A 17,677-nucleotide genomic window follows, 5' to 3' on the forward strand; every position below is an offset into this window, starting at 1 on the left:
GTCGACGGACGGCCTTCGGATGACCGCCAAGCGTGCGGTGGTCGTGATCGCGGTCGTCTTCATCGCGTACGCCGTGCTGCTCGGCTGGCGGGGTGTGCTGCTGATCGGCACCGGCGACCCGGTCGCGGTCGGGCTCGGGATCGCGGTCCTGGTGATCCCGCTGGTCGGGCTGTACCTGGTCTGGCGCGAGCTGCAATTCGGCCGGCGGACCGAAGCGCTGGCCCAGGAGCTCGACCTCGAAGGCGGGCTCCCGGTCGACGACCTCCCGCGCCGCCCGTCCGGCCGGATCGAGCGCTCGGCCGCGGACGCCGCCTTCGCGCAGTACCAGTCGGAGGTCGAGGCGGCCCCCGACGACTGGCGCACCTGGTTCAGACTCTCCACGGCGTACGACGCGGCCGGCGATCGCCGCCGTGCGCGCGCCTCGATGCGGACCGCGATCGCCCGCCATGACGGGTCTTGACCCACCCGCACACGCCCGGTGAACAATTGAGTGTTTGAACTTGCCGGTACCTGGCAGTTGGCTGGGAACTGGCTGTAGTGGGCGACAAGCCACCCGCGATGCGGCTATTTTCAGGAGGTGCGCGGTAACCGCCGCGTACGGGTCGGAGACTGGGTGGAGCCGTCCTGTGCCGTCTGACGGGTCTCGCCGCGGCTCGGACGACGTTCGCACCACGGGTTTCGGCGATCTGCTGCGTCGGCACCGGCGAGAGGCCGGGCTGTCGCAGGAGGGGCTGGCCGAGCTCGCGGGGTTGAGCGTCGATGCGATCGCGGCCCTCGAAAGAGGTCGTCGCCGGGCGCCCAGGCCGCACACGCTGAGGTTGCTCGGAGACGCTCTCGCACTCGGCGCGCCCGATCGGGCCCAGCTCGCGGCCGCCGCGCGGCGCGACGGCGACAGCCCGCGCTCGACCCTGCGGCCCCCGCCGGTTCCGGCGAACCAGCTGATCGGCCGTTCCACCGAGCTGACCGAGACCGGTCGCCTGGTCGGCGAGCGCGTGACCCGGCTGCTCACGCTGAGCGGGCCGGGCGGCGTCGGCAAGACCCAGCTCGCGCTCGCGCTGACCGGTGGCATCGGGCACCGGTTCGAGGACGGTGTCTGCTGGGTGCCGCTCGCGCCCATCGCCGATCCGGCGGCGGTCGGCTCCGCGCTGGCGACCGCGACCGGGCTGCACCCGCTCGACGGCGCGCGCCTGGTCGAGGAGATCGCCGAGCAGCTCGGGCAGCGCAAGGTGCTGCTCGTCCTCGACAACTGCGAGCACGTCGTCGCCGGCGCGGCGCAGGTCTGCGGCGTACTGCTGGAGTCCTGCCCGAACCTGTCGATCCTCGCGACCAGCCGTGAACTGCTGCGCGTTCCCGGCGAGAGCGTGTACGTCGTACCGCCGCTGGCGCTGCCGGAGCTGGAGCAGCAGCCCGACGCGTCGCCCGCGGTCCGGTTGTTCGTCGATCGGGCGACCGCACGCGGCAACGCGCCGCGCGAGCAGATCGAGCAGGTCGCCCGCGTCGTCCGGCGGCTCGAGGGCATGCCGCTCGCGATCGAGCTGGCCGCGGCCCGGACGAACGTGCTCACCGTCGAGGAGCTGGCGACCGAGCTCGAGACGTCGTTCGGCATCCTGGCCGGCGGTGCCAGTACGGCGGGACCGCGGCAGCAGTCGCTGGAGGGCGCGATCGGCTGGAGCTACGAGCTGCTGACCGCACCGGAGCGGGAGCTGTTCGCCGAGCTGTCCGTCTTCGTCGGAGGCTGGACCCTCAACGCGGCCGCCGCCGTCCTGACCGGTAGGACGACGCCCGGCCCCCGCGAGCGCGCCGAGACGCTCGACCTGATCGGTCGCCTGGTCGACAAGTCGCTGATCCGGGTCAGCCGCGAGGGCGGGATCGGGCGGTACGACATGCTCGCGGTGATCCGCGAGTACGCCGCCGACCGGCTCGCGGAGAGCGGCCGGGCCGCGGAGGTCGCGCGCAACCACGCGGCGTTCTACCTGAGCCTCGCCGAGGAAGCCGAGACCTACCTGCGCGGCGCCAACCAGGGTGCCTGGCTCGACCGCCTCGAAGGTGAGCTCGACAACCTGCGCGCCGCGATGAGCTGGTCGCTGCGGACGAAGTCGAGCGCGGAGGCGATCCGGCTGGCCGGCGGCCTCTGGCTGTTCTGCTACCTGCGCGGCCACTACGGCGAGGGCAGCGACTGGCTGGAACGCGCGCTGGCTCTCGTCGACGGGCAGCCCGACCTCCAGGCCGCGAAGGCGAAGGCCGAGCTCGGCGCGGGCATGCTCGCCTTCCTCCAGTGCGAGTACGACGTCGCGACCGCGCGCCTGCAGTCGTCGCTCGCGCAGTACAAGGAACTCGGCGACACCGCCGGTACGGCGCTGGTGATGCAGCGCCTCGGCAGCGTGGCGCGCGAGCGCGGCGACTACGTGACCGCCGAGAACCTGCACTGCCAGAGCTACGACCTGTTCGAGAGCCTCGGCGATCGCGCCGGGATGGCCTGGGCGCACAACCAGCTCGGGTTCGTCGCCTGGCTGCGCGGTGATCTCGAGATCGCCGCCCGGCGCTGCAAGCGGGCGCGCGACGCCTTCCGGACGGTCGGCGACGGCGAAGGGCTGGCCTGGTCGCTGATCAGCCTCGGCACCATCGCGCAGTACGGCGGTGAACTGATCGAGGCCGAGGAGCTGCTGCAGGAGAGCCTGGCGCTGTCGCAACGGCTCGGATATCGCGAGGGCGTCGCCTGGTCGCTCAACCAGCTCGGCATCGTCGAGCGGCGGCGCGGCCTGACCGAGCGGGCGGTGCACCTGCTCGACGAGAGCCTGGCCGAGCATCGGGATCTGGGGGACCGGTGGCGGTCGGCGAGCGTGCTGGAGGAGCTGGCGACGGTCGCGCAGCAGCGCAACCGGACGGAGTACGCCGCGTTCCTGCTCGGCGCGGCCGACGGGATCCGCGAGGTGATCGGCGCCCCGGTCCCGGACGTCGAGAAGGCCGACCGGGCCGCCACGCGGCGCGCGATCGAGGAGACGCTGGACCGGCGGGCGTTCCGTGCGGCCTGGGCCGCCGGCCGGGCAACCCCGCTGTCGGCCGTGGCGGACGGCTACCCAGGACCGTCGGCAGCTCCCGACCGGTCGACCAGGCTCTGATCCGGCGCACCTCGCGGCTCGTCGTACAGAACGGGCACTGCCGAGACAGCCGGATCCCGGCTGGCGCGTCCACCAGGGCGCGCCATCCGGGCCGGTGGATCGGAGACGGCCGCCCCGCCGTCTCCGACACCTGGCCTCGCGAGGCACCACGACCTGGGGGATCGAAGGTACCCCGCGAGGGATCAAAGCCGGGAGTGACGTGCGTCGACGGGTCCCGGCCGGCTGTGGTTCTGTCTGACCCCCCAGGCAGTCCCCCCACCCACACAGCCGGCCGAAGCCTCGTCGGCGATGTCCCCCGCCCGCCGAGCCCTCCCGGTCGGCGTTCGGTTCTCCCGCGCTGACTCAAGGTTGTCCTGGTCACGCTCCGTCGCACAGGGACGCAACCCTGACATCGCCCTGACAACCGGAATCTGACAACGAAAGACTTGTCCGGATTTCGCGCATTGTGACGGAAACCTGGCGGTCTGTGCCGGAAATTCCGGCAAAATCGGGCGAATCGATCTGGTCGAGTGCTGCTATTGACGCAGATATCCGGACAGTTCCCGGGTCATTCCCGCGATCCGGTGCAGCGGCGTTCCTTCTTCGCCTTCCGGCGCGGGCATCGTCGGCCCGGGCAGCCCCTCGCCCTGGCAGGTGGTGTCCTTGGCCGGCGCGCGGCCGGAGCTCAGGAACGCGTCGACCAGTGCGTCGGCGCACTTGTTCACGCCGCCGTAGATGCCGTGGTCGCCTTCGCGGGCGATCGTGATCAGCCGCGACCCGGCGTACCGGCGGTGAGCGGACTGGGCCAGCGTCAGGTTGGTCGCGGGGTCGTGCACCGACTGGACCATCAGGGTCGTCGGGAGCCCGGCGCCGGTCGGGGTCGGGAGTGTGCGGTGCGGGCGATCCCAGGACAGGCAGGGGTTCTCGTTCATGCCCCAGCCGAGCAGCGGGTAGTGCGGACCGAGCCGCGCGGACAGGATGTCGCCGTACTCGCGACCCTGCGGCCACTCGGTGTCGTTGCAGGTGACGGCGGTGAAGGTCGCCTGCTGCGCGTCGTCCGCGAACGGCCGGCCGAACGGGCTGAGGCCGATGGCCGGCTTCGTCGCGCGCTGGACGAGCTGGTGCTGGCGCTGGACCGACAGAGCGTCGACCTTGCGTTGCGCCGCCCGCGGACCGCCGGTGCTCTGCGCCTTCGACAGATCGCGGAGAAATGCGAGATCGGTGGCGAGGCTGAAGAAATCCGCTTTCGTATACATGTCGCCGACGACGATGTTGTCGAGGGTGTTCTGGTCGTAGCTGATCTTGACCGAACCGTCGAGGTATTCCTCGACCGCCGGCAATTTCTTCAGGTCCGCGCGGAGTTTCTCGTAGGTGCGGATCACCAGTCGCGGGGTGTCACCGAGTTTCAGCTTGCTGTCGTACTTGGCCGCCCAGGGCGCGAAGTCCTCGCGAAAACGGCGCTCGAAGGCCTGCGGCTGGGCCTCGAAGGTGTTGATCCACGGGCGGGTGAAGTCGGTGTTCGAGTCGAGCACGAAACGGCCGACGTGCTCGGGGAAGAAGGTCTGGTAGTACGCGCCGAGCCAGGTACCGGCCGAGTAGCCGACGTAGTCGATCTTCGCGTAGCCGAGCAGGTGCCGGATCAGGTCCATGTCCTGCACGGTCTGCGCGGTGTCGACGTACGGGAGCAGGCCACGGGACTGCTGGTCGCAGTACGGGCGGGTGAGCTCGGTGGCCTCGGCGATCAGGTCGAGGTTCGCGGGGTCGCGGTCGCGGGCGTCCATCGTGTAGCCGGGCGCGCCCTGGCAGCTGACGTTGGCGCTGTCGCCGGTGCCGCGCGGGTCGAAGCCGACGGCCAGATGATCCTTGGCAATGGCGGCGCGGCTGGCCAGGAACGGTGCCATGCCGAGGCCGGCACCACCCGGACCGCCGGGGTTGCCGAAGACGACGCGGCTCGGCCTGCCCTTGGCCGGCGCGACCTTGCTGACGGCGATCTGGATGTCATCGGCCTTGTCGCCCTGGTGCCACCAGTCGCGGGGTGCGGTGATCTTCGCGCAGCTGACGCGGAGCGCCGGGTCGCCGCAGGTCTTCCAGTGCGGCTTCTGGTCCAGGTAGCGGTTGGCGACGTACGCCGGTCTGGTCAGAACCGGCGCCGGCTCGACGGACGCGGTCGCGCCGGAGCCGGGAACGACGAGCAGGGCGGGAAGGCTGATACCGAGGCCGAGGACGGCCAGGGTACGGAACTTCATACATCCTCCAGGGATGTCCAAACGTGACGGGACCGTCGCAATCTGTCACGTCAGCCGTTCGCCGTCGAACACCACCCCCGGCCCGGCGGCGGATCGGCGTCTGCTACGCGCAGAGCTGCGGCTTCAGTACGTCGTACGCCCAGTCGGCGAACTGCCGCGTGGTCCAGCCGCGGTTGGTGACGAGCAGGAGGTAGAGCTCGGTGCTGAGTACGGCGTACAGGATGTCGGTGGCGTGCTCGGTGGTGACGTCCTTGTGTGCTCCGGGCTTGCTGAGCAGGCTTTGTGCTGCCTCGGTCTGGACGGTGAGGCGGGGATCGGTGCTCGGCCAGAGCTTGGCGACGGCGGCGTCCGCTGCGGCCGCGGCCTCGAGCATCTTCATGATCGGGGCGACTCGCTCGAGGACCTTCGTGGTGCCCTCGACGTGCGCGCGCAGGTGCTCGTCGGCGGTCGTCGTCGCCTGTGCGTCCCGGAACCACGGCCGGTCCATCGTCGCGACCGGTTCGTCGTCGCCGGCGATCGAGCGGTCGACCACCTGTTTCAGGACGGTCTGCTTGGTGCCGAAGCCGTAGTAGATCGTCTGCACGGCGACGCCGGCCGCCTCGGCGATGTCCTGCAGCGCGGTCGCGCCGTACCCGTCGCGGACGAACAGCTCGGTGGCCGCGTCCAGCACCTTCGCGCGGGTGATCCGCGACTTCTCGGCTCTGCCGTCGACCTTCTTGACCTGGCTCATGTTTGTAGTCTATCTCTAGAGTCAATCACTAGAGTTTAACTACAAGGAGTTTGCGATGAGTGTTCTGCGACTGACCCGGCTGACGGTGGACGCCGACCGGGCCGACGAGATGCTGGCCCGCCGGGCCGCGCTGATCGAGGCGGTCCGGGGGATGACCGACGGCCTGACCGACACCCGGCTGGCCCGCGTCGACGAGGAGACCTGGCTGGACGTGTGGCGCTGGGAGTCGGGCGAAGCCCTGGACGAGGTCGCCGCCACGGCGCCCGGGCTTCCCGTGGCGCAGGCGGCGTTCGCCGTCGTCCGGGACGCTCAGGTCGAGCGGTACGACTTGGTGGACGAGCGGTAGGGCGCTGTCGGTGGCCGGTTCTAGGGTCGGGGGATGGGAACTGGTGAGCTTCTGATCGGACAGCTGGAGTTCTACTGGGACGTGCACCTGCGGCCTCGGCTCGAGGGACTGAGTGACGAGGAGTACCTGTGGGAGCCGGCGCAGCCGAGCTGGTCGGTACGGCGGTCCGTTGACGGGCGGGTGGTCTTCGACATGGAGGACCCGGCGCCGGAGCCGCCGCCGGTGACGACGATCGCCTGGCGGCTGGTGCACATCGCGGTGGGCTGTTTCGCGATCCGGGCGAACACGTTCTTCAACGACGGGACGACACCGGCGGACGCGGACATGTTCGACCCCCGGCAGTGGCCTGCCTCGTTGCCGTTGAGTGCTGTCGACGGGCTGGCGTTCCTGGATCACTGGTACGCGCGGTGGCACGACGGGATCCGGTCGCTGGACGAGTCAGGGCTTGCTCGTCCGCTGGGTCCGAAGGGCGGGCCGTACGCCGAGGACTCGATGCTCGGGCTGATCACCCACATCAACCGCGAGACGATCCATCACGGCGCGGAGATCTCGCTGCTGCGGGACCTCTATCGCGCCCGCGGTTGAGGTCTGAACTCCTCGAAGATCGCCCGCTGGGTGGCGTCGGAGGGGTCGTGGCCGCCGGGGTACTCGTGCGCTGTCGCGCCGGGGATGTGGGCCAGTAGCCATTCCGTGTGGTCGATCGAGCTGTTGTCGTCGTGCGATCCGTACCAGACCGACACCGGGGCTTTGATCGCCGTGAGGTCGAAGCCCCACGGGCGGAGGAACGCGAGGTAGTCGTCGATCCAGCCGTCCAGACCGTCGACGAGGCTTGCGTGCAGGCGTTGGTGCCGGCCGTTGTCGTCGGCGCCCAGTGATGCGAGGAGTTCGGCGCCGCGGCGCGCGAGGTTGCGGCGCAGGTGGTCCTCGCCTTGGCGGGCGTCTTCGGCCCAGTCCAGGTCGAGTTCGTCGAGCGGGCCGATGCTGGCGACCGTGCTGCAGTGCGTCACTCGGTCCGGCAGCAGCGCCGCGCACGCCAGCGCGTGCGGGGCGCCGCCCGAGAAGCCGGTGACGGCGAACTGTGTCCAGCCCTCGGCGTCGGCCAGCGCGCGTACGTCGTACGCGATGTCGGCGACGGACCGCCCCGGCCGGCGCGTCGAGCCGTAGCCGGGGCGGCCCGCCAGTAGCACACGCAGTCCCACATCGTTGATCGCGGCAACGACATCCGGGCGCTCCCAGCGGGTGCCGGGGGTGCCGTGCAGCGAGACGACCGGTACGCCGCCGGGGTCGCCGTACAGGCAGTACTGGACGATTCGGTCGTCGACGGCGAGTTCGTGGGTTTCCGGCGGGGTCCAGGTCACCGTTCCATTGTCGGGGAATCCGGGGCGACGGTGAGGACGATCTTGCCGGTGGCCTGGTTGGTCTCGCCTCGGCGGTGGGCTTCCGCGGCGTCGGCGAGCGGGAAGACCGCGTCGAGCTCGACCCGGAGTTTGCCTCGGGCAACTAGATCGGTGATCGCGGTCAGCGCGAGGCGATCGGGCTCGACCAGGGTGAACTCGGCGCGGATGCCGCGTCGCCTGCCCTCCTGAGCGGTCGCCTCGTCGACAGGAAGGATGGAGACGTACGAGCCGCCGTCGAGCAGGACGTCGAGCGAGCGCCGCCCGGTGTCGCCCGCGATCGGGTCGAAGACAAGGTCGACGGGCCGCGTACGGAGTACGTCGGCGAAGTCCTCGGTGCGGTAGTCGATCACCTCGTCCGCCCCGAGCGATCGCACGAACTCGTGCTTGGCCGCGCTCGCCGTACCGACGACGTACGCGCCGAAGCTCTTCGCGAGCTGCACGGCCAGGTGCCCGACGCCGCCCGCGGCCGCGTGGACCAGTACGCGCTGCCCGGAGCGCAGACCCCCGGTTTCGACCAGGCCCTGCCACGCGGTCAGCGCGGCGAGCGGCAGGCCGGCGGCCTGCTCGAAGCTCAGCGCCTCGGGCTTGCGGACGAACTGCCGCGACGGGGCAACGACGTACTCGGCGTACGCGCCCGGCAGCACCGGGAACTTCGGCATCCCCAGCACCTCGTCGCCCACCCGCAACCAGGTCACGCCGAAGCCGACCTCCTCGACCACGCCGGCGACGTCGTACCCGAGGATCACCGGACCTCCGCCGTGCGTGCCCTCCGCGCGGCCCTTCCAGTCCGTCGGATTGACCCCGGCCGCGTGCACGCGGACAAGGATCTCGGTCAGCCCGGGACTCGGCCGCGGCACGTGCTCCAGGCGCAGGACCTCGGGTCCACCGGCGCTTCGCGCGACCACGGCCCGCATCGTCTTCTCGTTCGTCATGGCCCGAGTCTTTCCCGGGGCCGCTCGCGTGCCCACTGGCCTGATGGACATCATGTGCAACTATCGGGCCATGTCTGCCCGGCACCGCGTCGCTGTCCTCGCACTTCCCGGCGTCGTCCCGTTCGAGCTCGCGATCCCGGCGCGGATCTTCGGCGGCGCCTTCGTGGGCGAGGACCCGCTGTACGAGGTGCTCACCTGTTCGGTCGACGGTTCGCCCGTGGAGACGTCGGACGGCTACGCGATCACCGTCCAGTACGACGCCGCGGTGCTCGGCACCGCCGACTCCGTCGTGATCCCGCCGTCCCACCAGCTTCAAGAGATCCTCGACTCCGCCGGCGAGCTGGATGACGCCGTACGGCGTGCGCTGGAGCAGATCCGCCCCGGAACGAGGCTGGTGGCGATCTGCACGGGCGCGTTCGTCCTCGCCGCGGCGGGCCTGCTCGACGGTCGGCCCGCCGCGACGCACTGGGCCGAGGCAAAGCATCTCCAGCAGCTCTTCCCGGCCGTCGCGGTCGATCCGCTCGTGCTCTACATCGACGACGGCGACGTCCTGACCTCCGCCGGCGCGGCCGCCGGGATCGACCTGTGCCTGCACGTCGTCCGGCGCGACCACGGCAGTGCGGTCGCGAGTGCGGTCGCGCGCGCCTGCGTCGTACCGCCGCGTCGGGATGGTGGTCAGGCACAGTACGTGCGGCGACCGGTTCCTCCCGCACGAGACGGCGGTACGGCGAACACCCGCGCGTGGGCGGCCGAGCAGCTCGGCCGGCCGCTGAGCCTGGTCGAGCTGGCCGCACATGCGCGGATGAGCGTGCGGACCTTCACCCGGAGGTTTCGCGCTGAGACCGGAGTGAGTCCCGGTAGTTGGCTCGCGATGCAGCGGCTCGACTATGCGCGCCAGTTGCTGGAGGACACCGAGCTGACGGTTGACCAGATCGCGAGCCGGAGTGGGTTGGGGAGTGGCACGAATCTGCGGCAGCAGCTCCGCGAGAGCGCCGGGGTGTCGCCGACGGCGTACCGGCGGATGTTCCGCAGTGAGGGCGTTACGGCTCCTGGGTGAGGGGGATGCCCGTGTGGGTCTGGATGTGGTCGGGGATCGGCTCGTGGCGGTCGCCGGTGGTCGGGATGCCGGCGGGCTCGATGACCACGATCGACGCGCCGCCGTCGGAGAACGGGCGGTGCTCGATGCCGCGCGGGACGGCGAAGACCGAGCCGGGCGAGAGCGTCACGGACCGCTCCTCGGGGTCGCGGAGCGCGATGTCGAGCTCGCCGTCGAGGACCAGGAAGAGTTCGTCGGTTGTCTCGTGCAGGTGCCAGATGTAGGAGCCGGCCACCTTCGTCACACGGACGTCGTAGTCGTTCAGCCGCGCCGCGATCCGCGGACTCCAGAGGTCGTCGAAGGTCTTCAGGACGGCGTGCAGGTCGACAGGTTCGTTCATGGCTTCAGCCTGGCCGGTACTGCGGATGCGGGGTGAGTGCTAGAAATGGCGTGTGTCGAAAGAATCCTCGCAACGCTCTCGAGACCCGGTCCTACCGCCTCCCGCGTCCGCGCCCGCGCAGACCATGTACGGGGCGCCCTCCGCGCGCCCCGTGCACCGGGTCGTGGTGATCGTCGACGCGGGGTCCAACCCGTTCGAGCTGGGGGTGGCGACGGAGCTGTTCGGGCTGCGGCGTCCTGAGCTCGACGTGCCCTGGTACGAGCTCGCGCTCTGCACGCCGGCGCCTGAGGTGCCGATGCATCTGGGGTTTTTCACGCTGAGCGGTGTCGGAGACCTGAGCGAGGTCGACACGGCCGACACGGTGATCGTTCCGAACCGTCCGGACCCCGAGGAACCGGTCTCGCCCGCGGTGCTCGACGCCGTACGACGTGCCGCCGCGCGCGGCGCGCGGCTGGTCAGCTTCTGCACCGGCGCCTTCACGCTGGCGGCGGCCGGAGTACTGGACGGTCGCCGGGCGACCACGCACTGGCGGTGGGCGGCGTCCTTCGAGCGGATGTTCCCCGCGGTCGATCTCCAGCCCGACGTCCTCTTCGTTGCTGACGGCAACGTCTACACGGCGGCCGGGAGCGCGGCCGCGCTCGATCTCGGGCTGCACCTGATCCGCACCGACCACGGCGCCGAGATCGCGAACGCCGTCAGCCGGCGCCTCGTCTTCACCGCCCACCGCGACGGCGGCCAGCGCCAGTTCATCGACCAGCCGGTGCCCGCCGTCGCCGACACGTCCTTGGCGCCACTGCTTGCCTGGGCCCGCGCGCACCTCGCCGACCCGCTGACCGTCACCGACCTCGCCGACCGAGCCGCAGTCAGCCCCGCCACCCTCCACCGGCGCTTCCAGTCAGAGCTGGGCACCACTCCACTGGCCTGGCTCACGACCGAACGAGTAGCTCTGGCCTGCCGCCTCCTGGAACGCGGCGAACCAGGCCTGGACCGCATCGCCCGCCACTCGGGCCTCGGCACCGCCACCAACCTCCGGCTTCAGCTCAAACGCACCACAGGCCTGACCCCAACGACGTACCGGCGCCGCTTCACGCTCGCTTGATGTCCGGTTGGCGTCGCGCCTCGCCCGCGGCAGATGCGGCTCGCCCAGAGCGAGAGCACGTCGACTGACGCGCTGTTCGATGACTGGCGCGGTACATCGCCGCAGTCGTGAGACTCCGAAGCAGCCGGGGCGGGCGATCAGGACGTCGCGGCCACCTCATGGTCGCGGTCGGCGTCGACCTTCACTCGAAGGGCGGGGGCTGGCTTCGCGGCAGGAGGGCAGGGGCTGGCTTCGAGGGTAGGTGGAGCCGGGTCAGTCGTCGGAGCCGGGGGCGGCGTGGAGGCGGACTTGCTTGATGCGGACCGACGCGTCGCCGTACAGGTCGAGTTCGCGGTGGGCGCCGTCGGGGGCCCAGCCGGAGTCGGTGTAGAAGGCGCGGAGGACGTCGTCGGTGGAGTTGATCCAGACGGTGACGCGGGTGAAGCCGTCGGCGCGGGCGGTGTCGACGACCGCGTTGAGCAGGCGGGAGCCGTGGCCGGCGCGGGTGGCGTCGGGGTTGACCGCGAGCTCGGCAATCAGGGCGTCGTGGCGGGGGTCGCCGTCGGGGTCGTCGGACGGGGTGATCGCGGCGAAGCCGACCAGGTCGCGGCCGTCGAGGGCGACCATCACGCGGTTTCTCGCCTCGCCGGGGGAAAGCAGGGCGGCGCGCCACTGGGCGGCGAACTGGGCGGGGTTGAGGTCGAGCAGTACGTCGGCCGGCAGCAGGCCGTCGTACGCCCTTCTCCAGGCTGCTACTTGTACCTCGCCGATCGCGTTCGCCTCGGCGGGGAGGGCGAGTCGCACGCTGGTCTCCGCGATCGGCGAATCTCCGTGCATTGCTGCCAGGCTCTCAGGTTCCGGTACGCCGAACTCGCTGCTCATTTTCCTATCCTCCCAAAGGACACCGGGGGAGCTTTCGGCGGACTCCACTTCTCGTCTGTCTGCTCTTGTTCCCGTTCAAGCTCTTCTACTCCTCTCCAACTCTTTCCGTGCTGTTGTGTCGAGGGGTGCCAGGTGAGGTCGGCGGGGATGCGGCCGGGGAGGTTGGCGGGGGCTGAGGTCGCTGCGGCCGGAAAGAGAAAGAGGAGTGGCCTGGGGCTTTGGTGGGTGGAGCTGGGGCGGCGTGTCGTTGGGTGGGGCGGGGCGCGTGCCGCTTGAGGTGGGCGGTGATGCGGCCGGGAAGGTCGGCGGGGCTGAGGTCGCTGCGGCCGGAAAGAGATGTAGGTGGGGCCGAGCGGGGAGAGGCGGGTGGCCGGGGCGGGCGTGGCGAAGGCCCGGCGGCGGATGGGCCGGCGGGTGGTCGTCGGTTGTGGTGGGGCGCTTGGGGTCGGGCGTGAGGAACGGCCCGCCGGTGGAGGGGCCGGCGGGCCGTTGGTCGGTGGGGGTCAGCGGCCGTAGACCAGGCGGCGGAGGAGGGTTTCGGCGGGGCCTCGGTAGGTGTGGCGCTTCATGGTGTAGGCGGCAAGGACCGAGATCGTCCAGACGGCTAGGGCGCAGGCGGCGGCGGTGAAGGCTGGGTGGCCGGAGCGGGCGCCCAGGTGGAGGCCGTAGGGGGCGAGCAGGAGGGTCCAGCAGATGGACTGGAAGAGGTAGCCGCTCATGGAGCGTTGGCCCAGGGCGGAGATGGCGGTGAGGGGGGTGCCGAGCTGGTCGGGGCGGCGGGTCTTCAGGAGCTTGGCGACGACGAGGCCGAAGAGGGCTACGTAGCCGGGGCCGCCGAACTGGCCGCTGATCTGGGCGAGGAACTCGAAGGAACCGACGGCGGCTTCGTCGACGTGGAGCCAGCCGGCGCCGACCAGGCCCAGCGGGAGGCCGCCCAGGATCGTCACGCTGAGGCAGACGACCGCGACGCGGGTCAGCAGCGTTTTGTGGGCCTCCGGGTGCTCCAGGATCTGCCGGCGGGCGGCCCACATGCCCAGCCAGACCACGACGATCAGGCCGGTGACGAAAGCGGTGTGTGCGGGGTACTCGTGCAGCCGGTCGACCAGGGCCGAGCCCCAGCTGTCGGCGGCGAGCGACGGGTTCGGGCTGTTGGTGATCGTCGCGGCCGGGCCGGAGGAGTTGAGCGCGCTCATCAGAGCCAGTACGCCGACAACCACGACGTACACGAGCTGCAGTGCCCAGATGCCCACGATGATGCGGTGGAACTTGTCGCCCCGGTTGAGCAGCAACAGCGTGCACGCGGTGCCGACGATGCCGTACGCGCCGAGGAAGTCACCGAAGTACAGCAGCGTCGCGTGGACCAGGCCGAAGCCGATCATCCACAGGTGCCGCTTGAGCAGGATCGAACGCACGGCGCCCACCGAAGCGCCGGAGTTGCGCTGCCGCCGGGCGAGCTGGACCAGCCCGTACCCGAACATCACCGCGAAGACCGGGTACGCCCGGGCATCGACCAGTGTCAGCTTCAAGAGGTTGAACACCCGCTCGAGACCAGCGGGACTGCCGTTCACGCCGGGCGCACCGGCGAAGGCGAAGTTGGCGGCGTTGGCCAGGGCGATCAGCAGCAGCATCGCGCCACGGATCAGGTCGGGGGCGAGTGCGCGTTCCCGCCCGGTGACGGGGCCGCGGTGATCGAGGGCCGGGGGAGTCGCTGTGTGGGCCACGGCGGGACGTCCTTCCAGGAAACTGTGGAGGCTTTGAACTGTTACCTGAATCCTGCCGCCGTCCACCGCCTGCTCCCAGCGGCCTGACACCCCGAAGACGGTGGTGCTACCACCACCCCGTCCGCTCTTGTGACACTTCACGTCCGAAGTAGCCATGAAGTGTCACAACTGGGCTATGCTGACGAGCATGGACAGCTTCCAGGCCACCATCGACGCCGACGGCCGGATCGAGCCGCGGGACGCGATGCCGGAGGGGTACCGCAAGACCCTGATCCGGCAGATCGCGCAGCACGCGCACTCCGAGATCATCGGCATGCAGCCCGAGGGCAACTGGATCAGCCGCGCGCCCTCGCTGCGCCGCAAGGCGATCCTGATGGCCAAGGTCCAGGACGAGGCCGGACACGGGCTTTACCTGTACGCCGCCGCCGAGACGCTCGGCGTCGACCGGGCCGACCTGCTCGACCTGCTGCACAGCGGCAAGCAGAAGTACTCCAGCATCTTCAACTACCCGACGCTGACCTGGGCGGACATCGGTGCGATCGGCTGGCTGGTCGACGGCGCCGCGATCGTCAACCAGGTCCCGCTGTGCCGCTGCTCGTACGGGCCGTACGCGCGGGCGATGGTGCGGGTCTGCAAGGAGGAGTCGTTCCACCAGCGGCAGGGTTTCGAGATCCTGCACACGCTGTGCAACGGCACGGAGGGCCAGAAGGCGATGGCGCAGGACGCGCTGGACCGCTGGTGGTGGCCGAGCCTGATGATGTTCGGCCCGCCGGACGCCAGTTCGACACACTCCGAGCAGTCGATGGCCTGGGGCATCAAGCGGCACAGCAACGACGAGCTGCGGCAGCGGTTCGTCGACATGACCGTGCCGCAGGCCGACGTACTGGGTCTGCGGGTGCCGGACGACGGCCTGCGCCTGGACGACGAGACCGGTCACTACAGCTTCACCCAGCCGGACTTCACCGAGCTGTACGAAGTGGTCAAGGGCAACGGCCCGTGCAACAAGGAACGCCTGGCCCACCGGGTCAAGGCCCACGAGGACGGCGCCTGGGTGCGCGAGGCCGCGTCGGCGTACGCGGAGAAGCAGGCTTCGAAGAAGGAGAACGCCGCATGATCGAGCCGCTCTGGGAGGTCTTCGTCCGGTCGCGCCGCGGCCTGTCGCACACGCACGTCGGCAGCCTGCACGCGCCCGACGCGACGATGGCCCTGCGCAACGCCCGCGACGTCTACACCCGCCGTCAGGAGGGCGTCTCGATCTGGGTCGTGCCGGCCGCCGACATCACCGCGTCGAGCCCGGACGAGAAGGACGAGTTCTTCGACCCGGCGGGGGACAAGGTCTACCGGCACCCGACGTTCTACACCGTCCCGGAAGGCGTCGACCACCTGTGAACGACCTCTTCACCTACGCGCTGCGGCTCGGCGACGACGCGCTGATCGCGGCGCAGCGCACCGCCGAGTGGATCGCGGCCGCCCCGCAGCTCGAGGAAGACGTTGCCCTCGGCAACATCGGCCTGGACCAGCTCGGCCAGGCCCGCTCGCTGCTCCAGTACGCCGGGCAGGTGGAGGGCGCGGGCCGGAGCGAGGACGACCTGGCCTACTTCCGCGACGAGCGCGACTTCCTCAACCTGCAGCTGTGCGAGCTCCCGAACGGCGACTTCGGGCACGCGATGGCGCGGCTGCTGTACTTCGCGACGTACCAGCACCTGCTGTACGAACAGCTGCTCACCTCGACCGACGAGACGCTCGCGGGCGTGGCCGGCAAGGCCGTCAAGGAGCTCGCGTACCACGTCGACCACGCGACCCAGTGGGTCCTGCGGCTCGGCGACGGGACCGAGGAAAGCCACCGCCGCATGCAGGCCGGGCTCGACGCGCTCTGGCCGTACACGGCCGAGCTCTTCGAGGCCGACGACGTCGTACGCCGGCTGCCGGGCGTGGCCGTCGACGTGTCGGCCCTGGAAGAGGAGTGGGTACGCCGGGTCCACGCCGTCATCGACGAGTCGACCTGCGAGCGGCCGACCTCGCCGTACCAGCACTCCGGCGGACGCGACGGCAAGCACACCGAGCACCTGGGCTACCTGCTCGCCGAGCTGCAGCACGTCGCGCGCTCGCACCCGGGGGCGACATGGTGACCGACACCGCGATCTGGGAGGCCGTCGGCGAGGTCGCGGACCCCGAGGTGCCGGTGCTGACGATCGCGGACCTCGGAGTCCTGCGCGACGTCCGGCACGACGGCGACGAGGTGGTCGTGACGATCACCCCGACGTACTCGGGCTGCCCGGCGATGGACCTGATCCGGCACGAGGTCGAGCTGACGCTGGACTCGCTGCACCTGAAGGGCCGGGTCGAGACCGTGCTGTCGCCGGCCTGGACGACGGACTGGATGAGCGAGTCGGGCAAAGCGAAGCTGACCGAGTACGGGATCGCGCCGCCGACCGGCCGGCGCGCCGTCGGTGGACCGGTGAGCGTGTCGCTGACGATTCGCTGCCCGCTCTGCGGCTCGCCGGACACGTCCGAGCTGAGTCGCTTCGGGTCCACGTCCTGCAAGTCGCTGTGGCGGTGCAACACCTGCCGCGAGCCCTTCGACCACTTCAAGGCGATCTGAATGACATCCGTACTGCCGAAGCGTCGCGCGACCTTTCACCCGTTGACCGTCAAGGCGATCGACGCGATCACCGACGACTCGGTGGCGATCACCTTCGACGTTCCCCCCGACCTGGCGAGCGAGTACGAGTTCTCCGCCGGCCAGCACCTGACCGTACGGCGGACCGGCGAGGACGTCCGGCGCAGCTACTCGATCTGCTCGCCGGCCGGCTCCGGCGTGCTCAGGATCGGCGTCAAGAAGATCCCGGGCGGCGACTTCTCGTCGTACGCCGCGAACGACCTCAAGCCCGGCGACACCATCGAGGTGATGACGCCGCTCGGCCGGTTCGGCACGACGCTCGACCCGGTGCACGACAAGCACTACGCGTTCGTCGCCGCGGGCAGCGGAATCACGCCGGTGCTGTCGCTGGTGGCGACGATCCTGCAGGTCGAGCCGCTCAGCCGCGTGACGCTGCTGTACGGCAACCGCACCGCGGGCTCGGTGATGTTCGCCGACGAGCTGGCCGACCTCAAGGACCGGTACGCCGAACGCCTGCATCTCGTGCACGTCCTGTCGCGCGAGTCGACCGAGGTCGAGCTGTTCAACGGCCGGATCGACAGCGACCGGTTGCGCCGGATGCTCGACACGATCCTGCCGGCCAAGACCGTCGACGAGTGGTTCCTCTGCGGGCCGTACGCGATGGTCGTCGGCGCGCAGGAGCTGCTGCTGGAGCAGGGCGTCGCGCGCGAGCAGGTGCACGCCGAGCTGTTCCACGTCGGCGACGAGGGGCCGGTCGCGCGGGTCGAGGAGACCGTGGTCGACGAGGACGCGGCCGAGGTGACGGTGATCCTCGACGGGCGGCGGTCGACCTTCCCGCTCGGCGAGCACGCGAAGGCGGTGCTCGACGCGACCCTCGCGGTCCGGTCGGACGCGCCGTTCGCGTGCAAGGGCGGCGTCTGCGGGACCTGCCGCGCGAAGGTTGTCGACGGCACCGTCCGGATGGACACCAACTGGGCGCTCGAGCCGGACGAGATCCGGGCCGGGTACGTGCTCACCTGCCAGTCGCACCCGACGTCGGCGAAGGTCACACTCGACTTCGACGCGTGAGGCCTACGGCGTACTGACGCGGTACGGCGTACTGGCGCGGTCGGCGTACTTCTGACGCGGCCTCTTCGCGTTGCGCTGCCGGGTTCTGTCGGTGGCCGCTGAAAGAATCGGCGGCTCACGACA

The 17,677-nt window shown here is 70.5% G+C and carries 18 protein-coding genes; 11 read left to right on the forward strand and 7 right to left on the reverse strand.

What is annotated here, in order from left to right; translation table 11 throughout:
• Nucleotides 1-19 precede the first annotated feature (19 nt).
• Both ABD235_RS04445 and ABD235_RS04450 read left to right on the forward strand, forming a co-directional pair.
• Nucleotides 20-460: a hypothetical protein gene (locus ABD235_RS04445; RefSeq protein WP_344169737.1), complete on the forward strand. Its 441-nt coding sequence runs from the start codon at nucleotides 20-22 to the stop codon at nucleotides 458-460.
• 166 nt (nucleotides 461-626) lie between these two features.
• Nucleotides 627-3,119 (forward strand): ATP-binding protein, encoded by a 2,493-nt coding sequence (locus tag ABD235_RS04450; RefSeq protein ID WP_344169740.1) that lies wholly within the window; start codon nucleotides 627-629, stop codon nucleotides 3,117-3,119.
• 515 nt (nucleotides 3,120-3,634) lie between these two features.
• Here the strand turns inward: ABD235_RS04450 and ABD235_RS04455 are convergent.
• Nucleotides 3,635-5,344, reverse strand: a complete 1,710-nt coding sequence (locus tag ABD235_RS04455; protein ID WP_344169743.1) for an alpha/beta hydrolase — start codon at nucleotides 5,342-5,344, stop codon at nucleotides 3,635-3,637.
• 103 nt (nucleotides 5,345-5,447) lie between these two features.
• Nucleotides 5,448-6,074: a TetR/AcrR family transcriptional regulator gene (locus tag ABD235_RS04460; RefSeq protein WP_344169746.1), complete on the reverse strand. Its 627-nt coding sequence runs from the start codon at nucleotides 6,072-6,074 to the stop codon at nucleotides 5,448-5,450.
• 55 nt (nucleotides 6,075-6,129) lie between these two features.
• On the opposite strand from ABD235_RS04460, the gene ABD235_RS04465 reads away from it, so the two are divergent.
• Nucleotides 6,130-6,420 (forward strand): hypothetical protein, encoded by a 291-nt coding sequence (locus ABD235_RS04465; protein WP_344169749.1) that lies wholly within the window; start codon nucleotides 6,130-6,132, stop codon nucleotides 6,418-6,420.
• A gap of 33 nt (nucleotides 6,421-6,453) precedes the next feature.
• Nucleotides 6,454-7,005, forward strand: a complete 552-nt coding sequence (locus tag ABD235_RS04470) for a DinB family protein (protein WP_344169752.1) — start codon at nucleotides 6,454-6,456, stop codon at nucleotides 7,003-7,005.
• Here the strand turns inward: ABD235_RS04470 and ABD235_RS04475 are convergent.
• Entirely contained in the window at nucleotides 6,987-7,778 is a 792-nt protein-coding gene (locus ABD235_RS04475) for an alpha/beta fold hydrolase (protein ID WP_344169755.1), read from the reverse strand. The genes ABD235_RS04470 and ABD235_RS04475 overlap by 19 nt on opposite strands.
• Nucleotides 7,775-8,749 carry an NADP-dependent oxidoreductase gene (locus ABD235_RS04480; RefSeq protein WP_344169758.1) on the reverse strand — a complete coding sequence of 325 codons (975 nt, stop codon included), beginning with the start codon at nucleotides 8,747-8,749 and terminating at the stop codon, nucleotides 7,775-7,777. The genes ABD235_RS04475 and ABD235_RS04480 overlap by 4 nt, the downstream gene beginning before the upstream one ends.
• A gap of 70 nt (nucleotides 8,750-8,819) precedes the next feature.
• Here ABD235_RS04480 and ABD235_RS04485 point away from each other — a divergent pair, with 70 nt between their 5' ends.
• On the forward strand, nucleotides 8,820-9,806 hold the full coding sequence (locus ABD235_RS04485) for a GlxA family transcriptional regulator (protein WP_344169761.1): 987 nt from the start codon (nucleotides 8,820-8,822) through the stop codon (nucleotides 9,804-9,806).
• On the opposite strand, the gene ABD235_RS04490 is transcribed toward ABD235_RS04485, so the two are convergent.
• Nucleotides 9,790-10,185: a cupin domain-containing protein gene (locus tag ABD235_RS04490; RefSeq protein WP_344169764.1), complete on the reverse strand. Its 396-nt coding sequence runs from the start codon at nucleotides 10,183-10,185 to the stop codon at nucleotides 9,790-9,792. The genes ABD235_RS04485 and ABD235_RS04490 overlap by 17 nt on opposite strands.
• A gap of 163 nt (nucleotides 10,186-10,348) precedes the next feature.
• On the opposite strand from ABD235_RS04490, the gene ABD235_RS04495 reads away from it, so the two are divergent.
• A complete protein-coding gene (locus ABD235_RS04495) occupies nucleotides 10,349-11,284 on the forward strand; it encodes a GlxA family transcriptional regulator (protein ID WP_344169767.1) in 936 nt (311 codons plus the stop codon).
• A 252-nt stretch (nucleotides 11,285-11,536) separates the two neighbouring features.
• Here ABD235_RS04495 and ABD235_RS04500 read toward each other — a convergent pair whose 3' ends face one another.
• Both ABD235_RS04500 and ABD235_RS04505 read right to left on the reverse strand, forming a co-directional pair.
• Nucleotides 11,537-12,145 (reverse strand): GNAT family N-acetyltransferase, encoded by a 609-nt coding sequence (locus tag ABD235_RS04500; RefSeq protein WP_344169770.1) that lies wholly within the window; start codon nucleotides 12,143-12,145, stop codon nucleotides 11,537-11,539.
• A gap of 503 nt (nucleotides 12,146-12,648) precedes the next feature.
• Nucleotides 12,649-13,866 carry a DUF418 domain-containing protein gene (locus ABD235_RS04505; RefSeq protein WP_344169773.1) on the reverse strand — a complete coding sequence of 406 codons (1,218 nt, stop codon included), beginning with the start codon at nucleotides 13,864-13,866 and terminating at the stop codon, nucleotides 12,649-12,651.
• Nucleotides 13,867-14,053: 187 nt separating this feature from the next.
• Between ABD235_RS04505 and paaA the strand changes: the two genes are divergently transcribed.
• The 5 genes from paaA to paaE are packed head-to-tail and all read left to right on the forward strand — an operon-like array spanning nucleotide 14,054 to nucleotide 17,554.
• Nucleotides 14,054-14,980, forward strand: a complete 927-nt coding sequence (gene paaA, locus ABD235_RS04510; RefSeq protein ID WP_344169776.1) for a 1,2-phenylacetyl-CoA epoxidase subunit PaaA — start codon at nucleotides 14,054-14,056, stop codon at nucleotides 14,978-14,980.
• Complete coding sequence (gene paaB, locus ABD235_RS04515) at nucleotides 14,977-15,255, forward strand: 1,2-phenylacetyl-CoA epoxidase subunit PaaB (protein WP_184794187.1); 279 nt, start codon at nucleotides 14,977-14,979, stop codon at nucleotides 15,253-15,255. The genes paaA and paaB overlap by 4 nt, the downstream gene beginning before the upstream one ends.
• A complete protein-coding gene (gene paaC / locus ABD235_RS04520; protein ID WP_344169781.1) occupies nucleotides 15,252-15,995 on the forward strand; it encodes a 1,2-phenylacetyl-CoA epoxidase subunit PaaC in 744 nt (247 codons plus the stop codon). Before paaB ends, paaC begins: the two co-directional genes overlap by 4 nt.
• Nucleotides 15,989-16,468 (forward strand): 1,2-phenylacetyl-CoA epoxidase subunit PaaD, encoded by a 480-nt coding sequence (gene paaD, locus ABD235_RS04525; RefSeq protein ID WP_344169784.1) that lies wholly within the window; start codon nucleotides 15,989-15,991, stop codon nucleotides 16,466-16,468. Before paaC ends, paaD begins: the two co-directional genes overlap by 7 nt.
• Nucleotides 16,469-17,554: a 1,2-phenylacetyl-CoA epoxidase subunit PaaE gene (paaE, locus tag ABD235_RS04530; protein WP_344169787.1), complete on the forward strand. Its 1,086-nt coding sequence runs from the start codon at nucleotides 16,469-16,471 to the stop codon at nucleotides 17,552-17,554.
• Nucleotides 17,555-17,677: the final 123 nt, after the last annotated feature.

Source organism: Kribbella lupini (assembly GCF_039529595.1).
Classification (GTDB): domain Bacteria; phylum Actinomycetota; class Actinomycetes; order Propionibacteriales; family Kribbellaceae; genus Kribbella; species Kribbella lupini.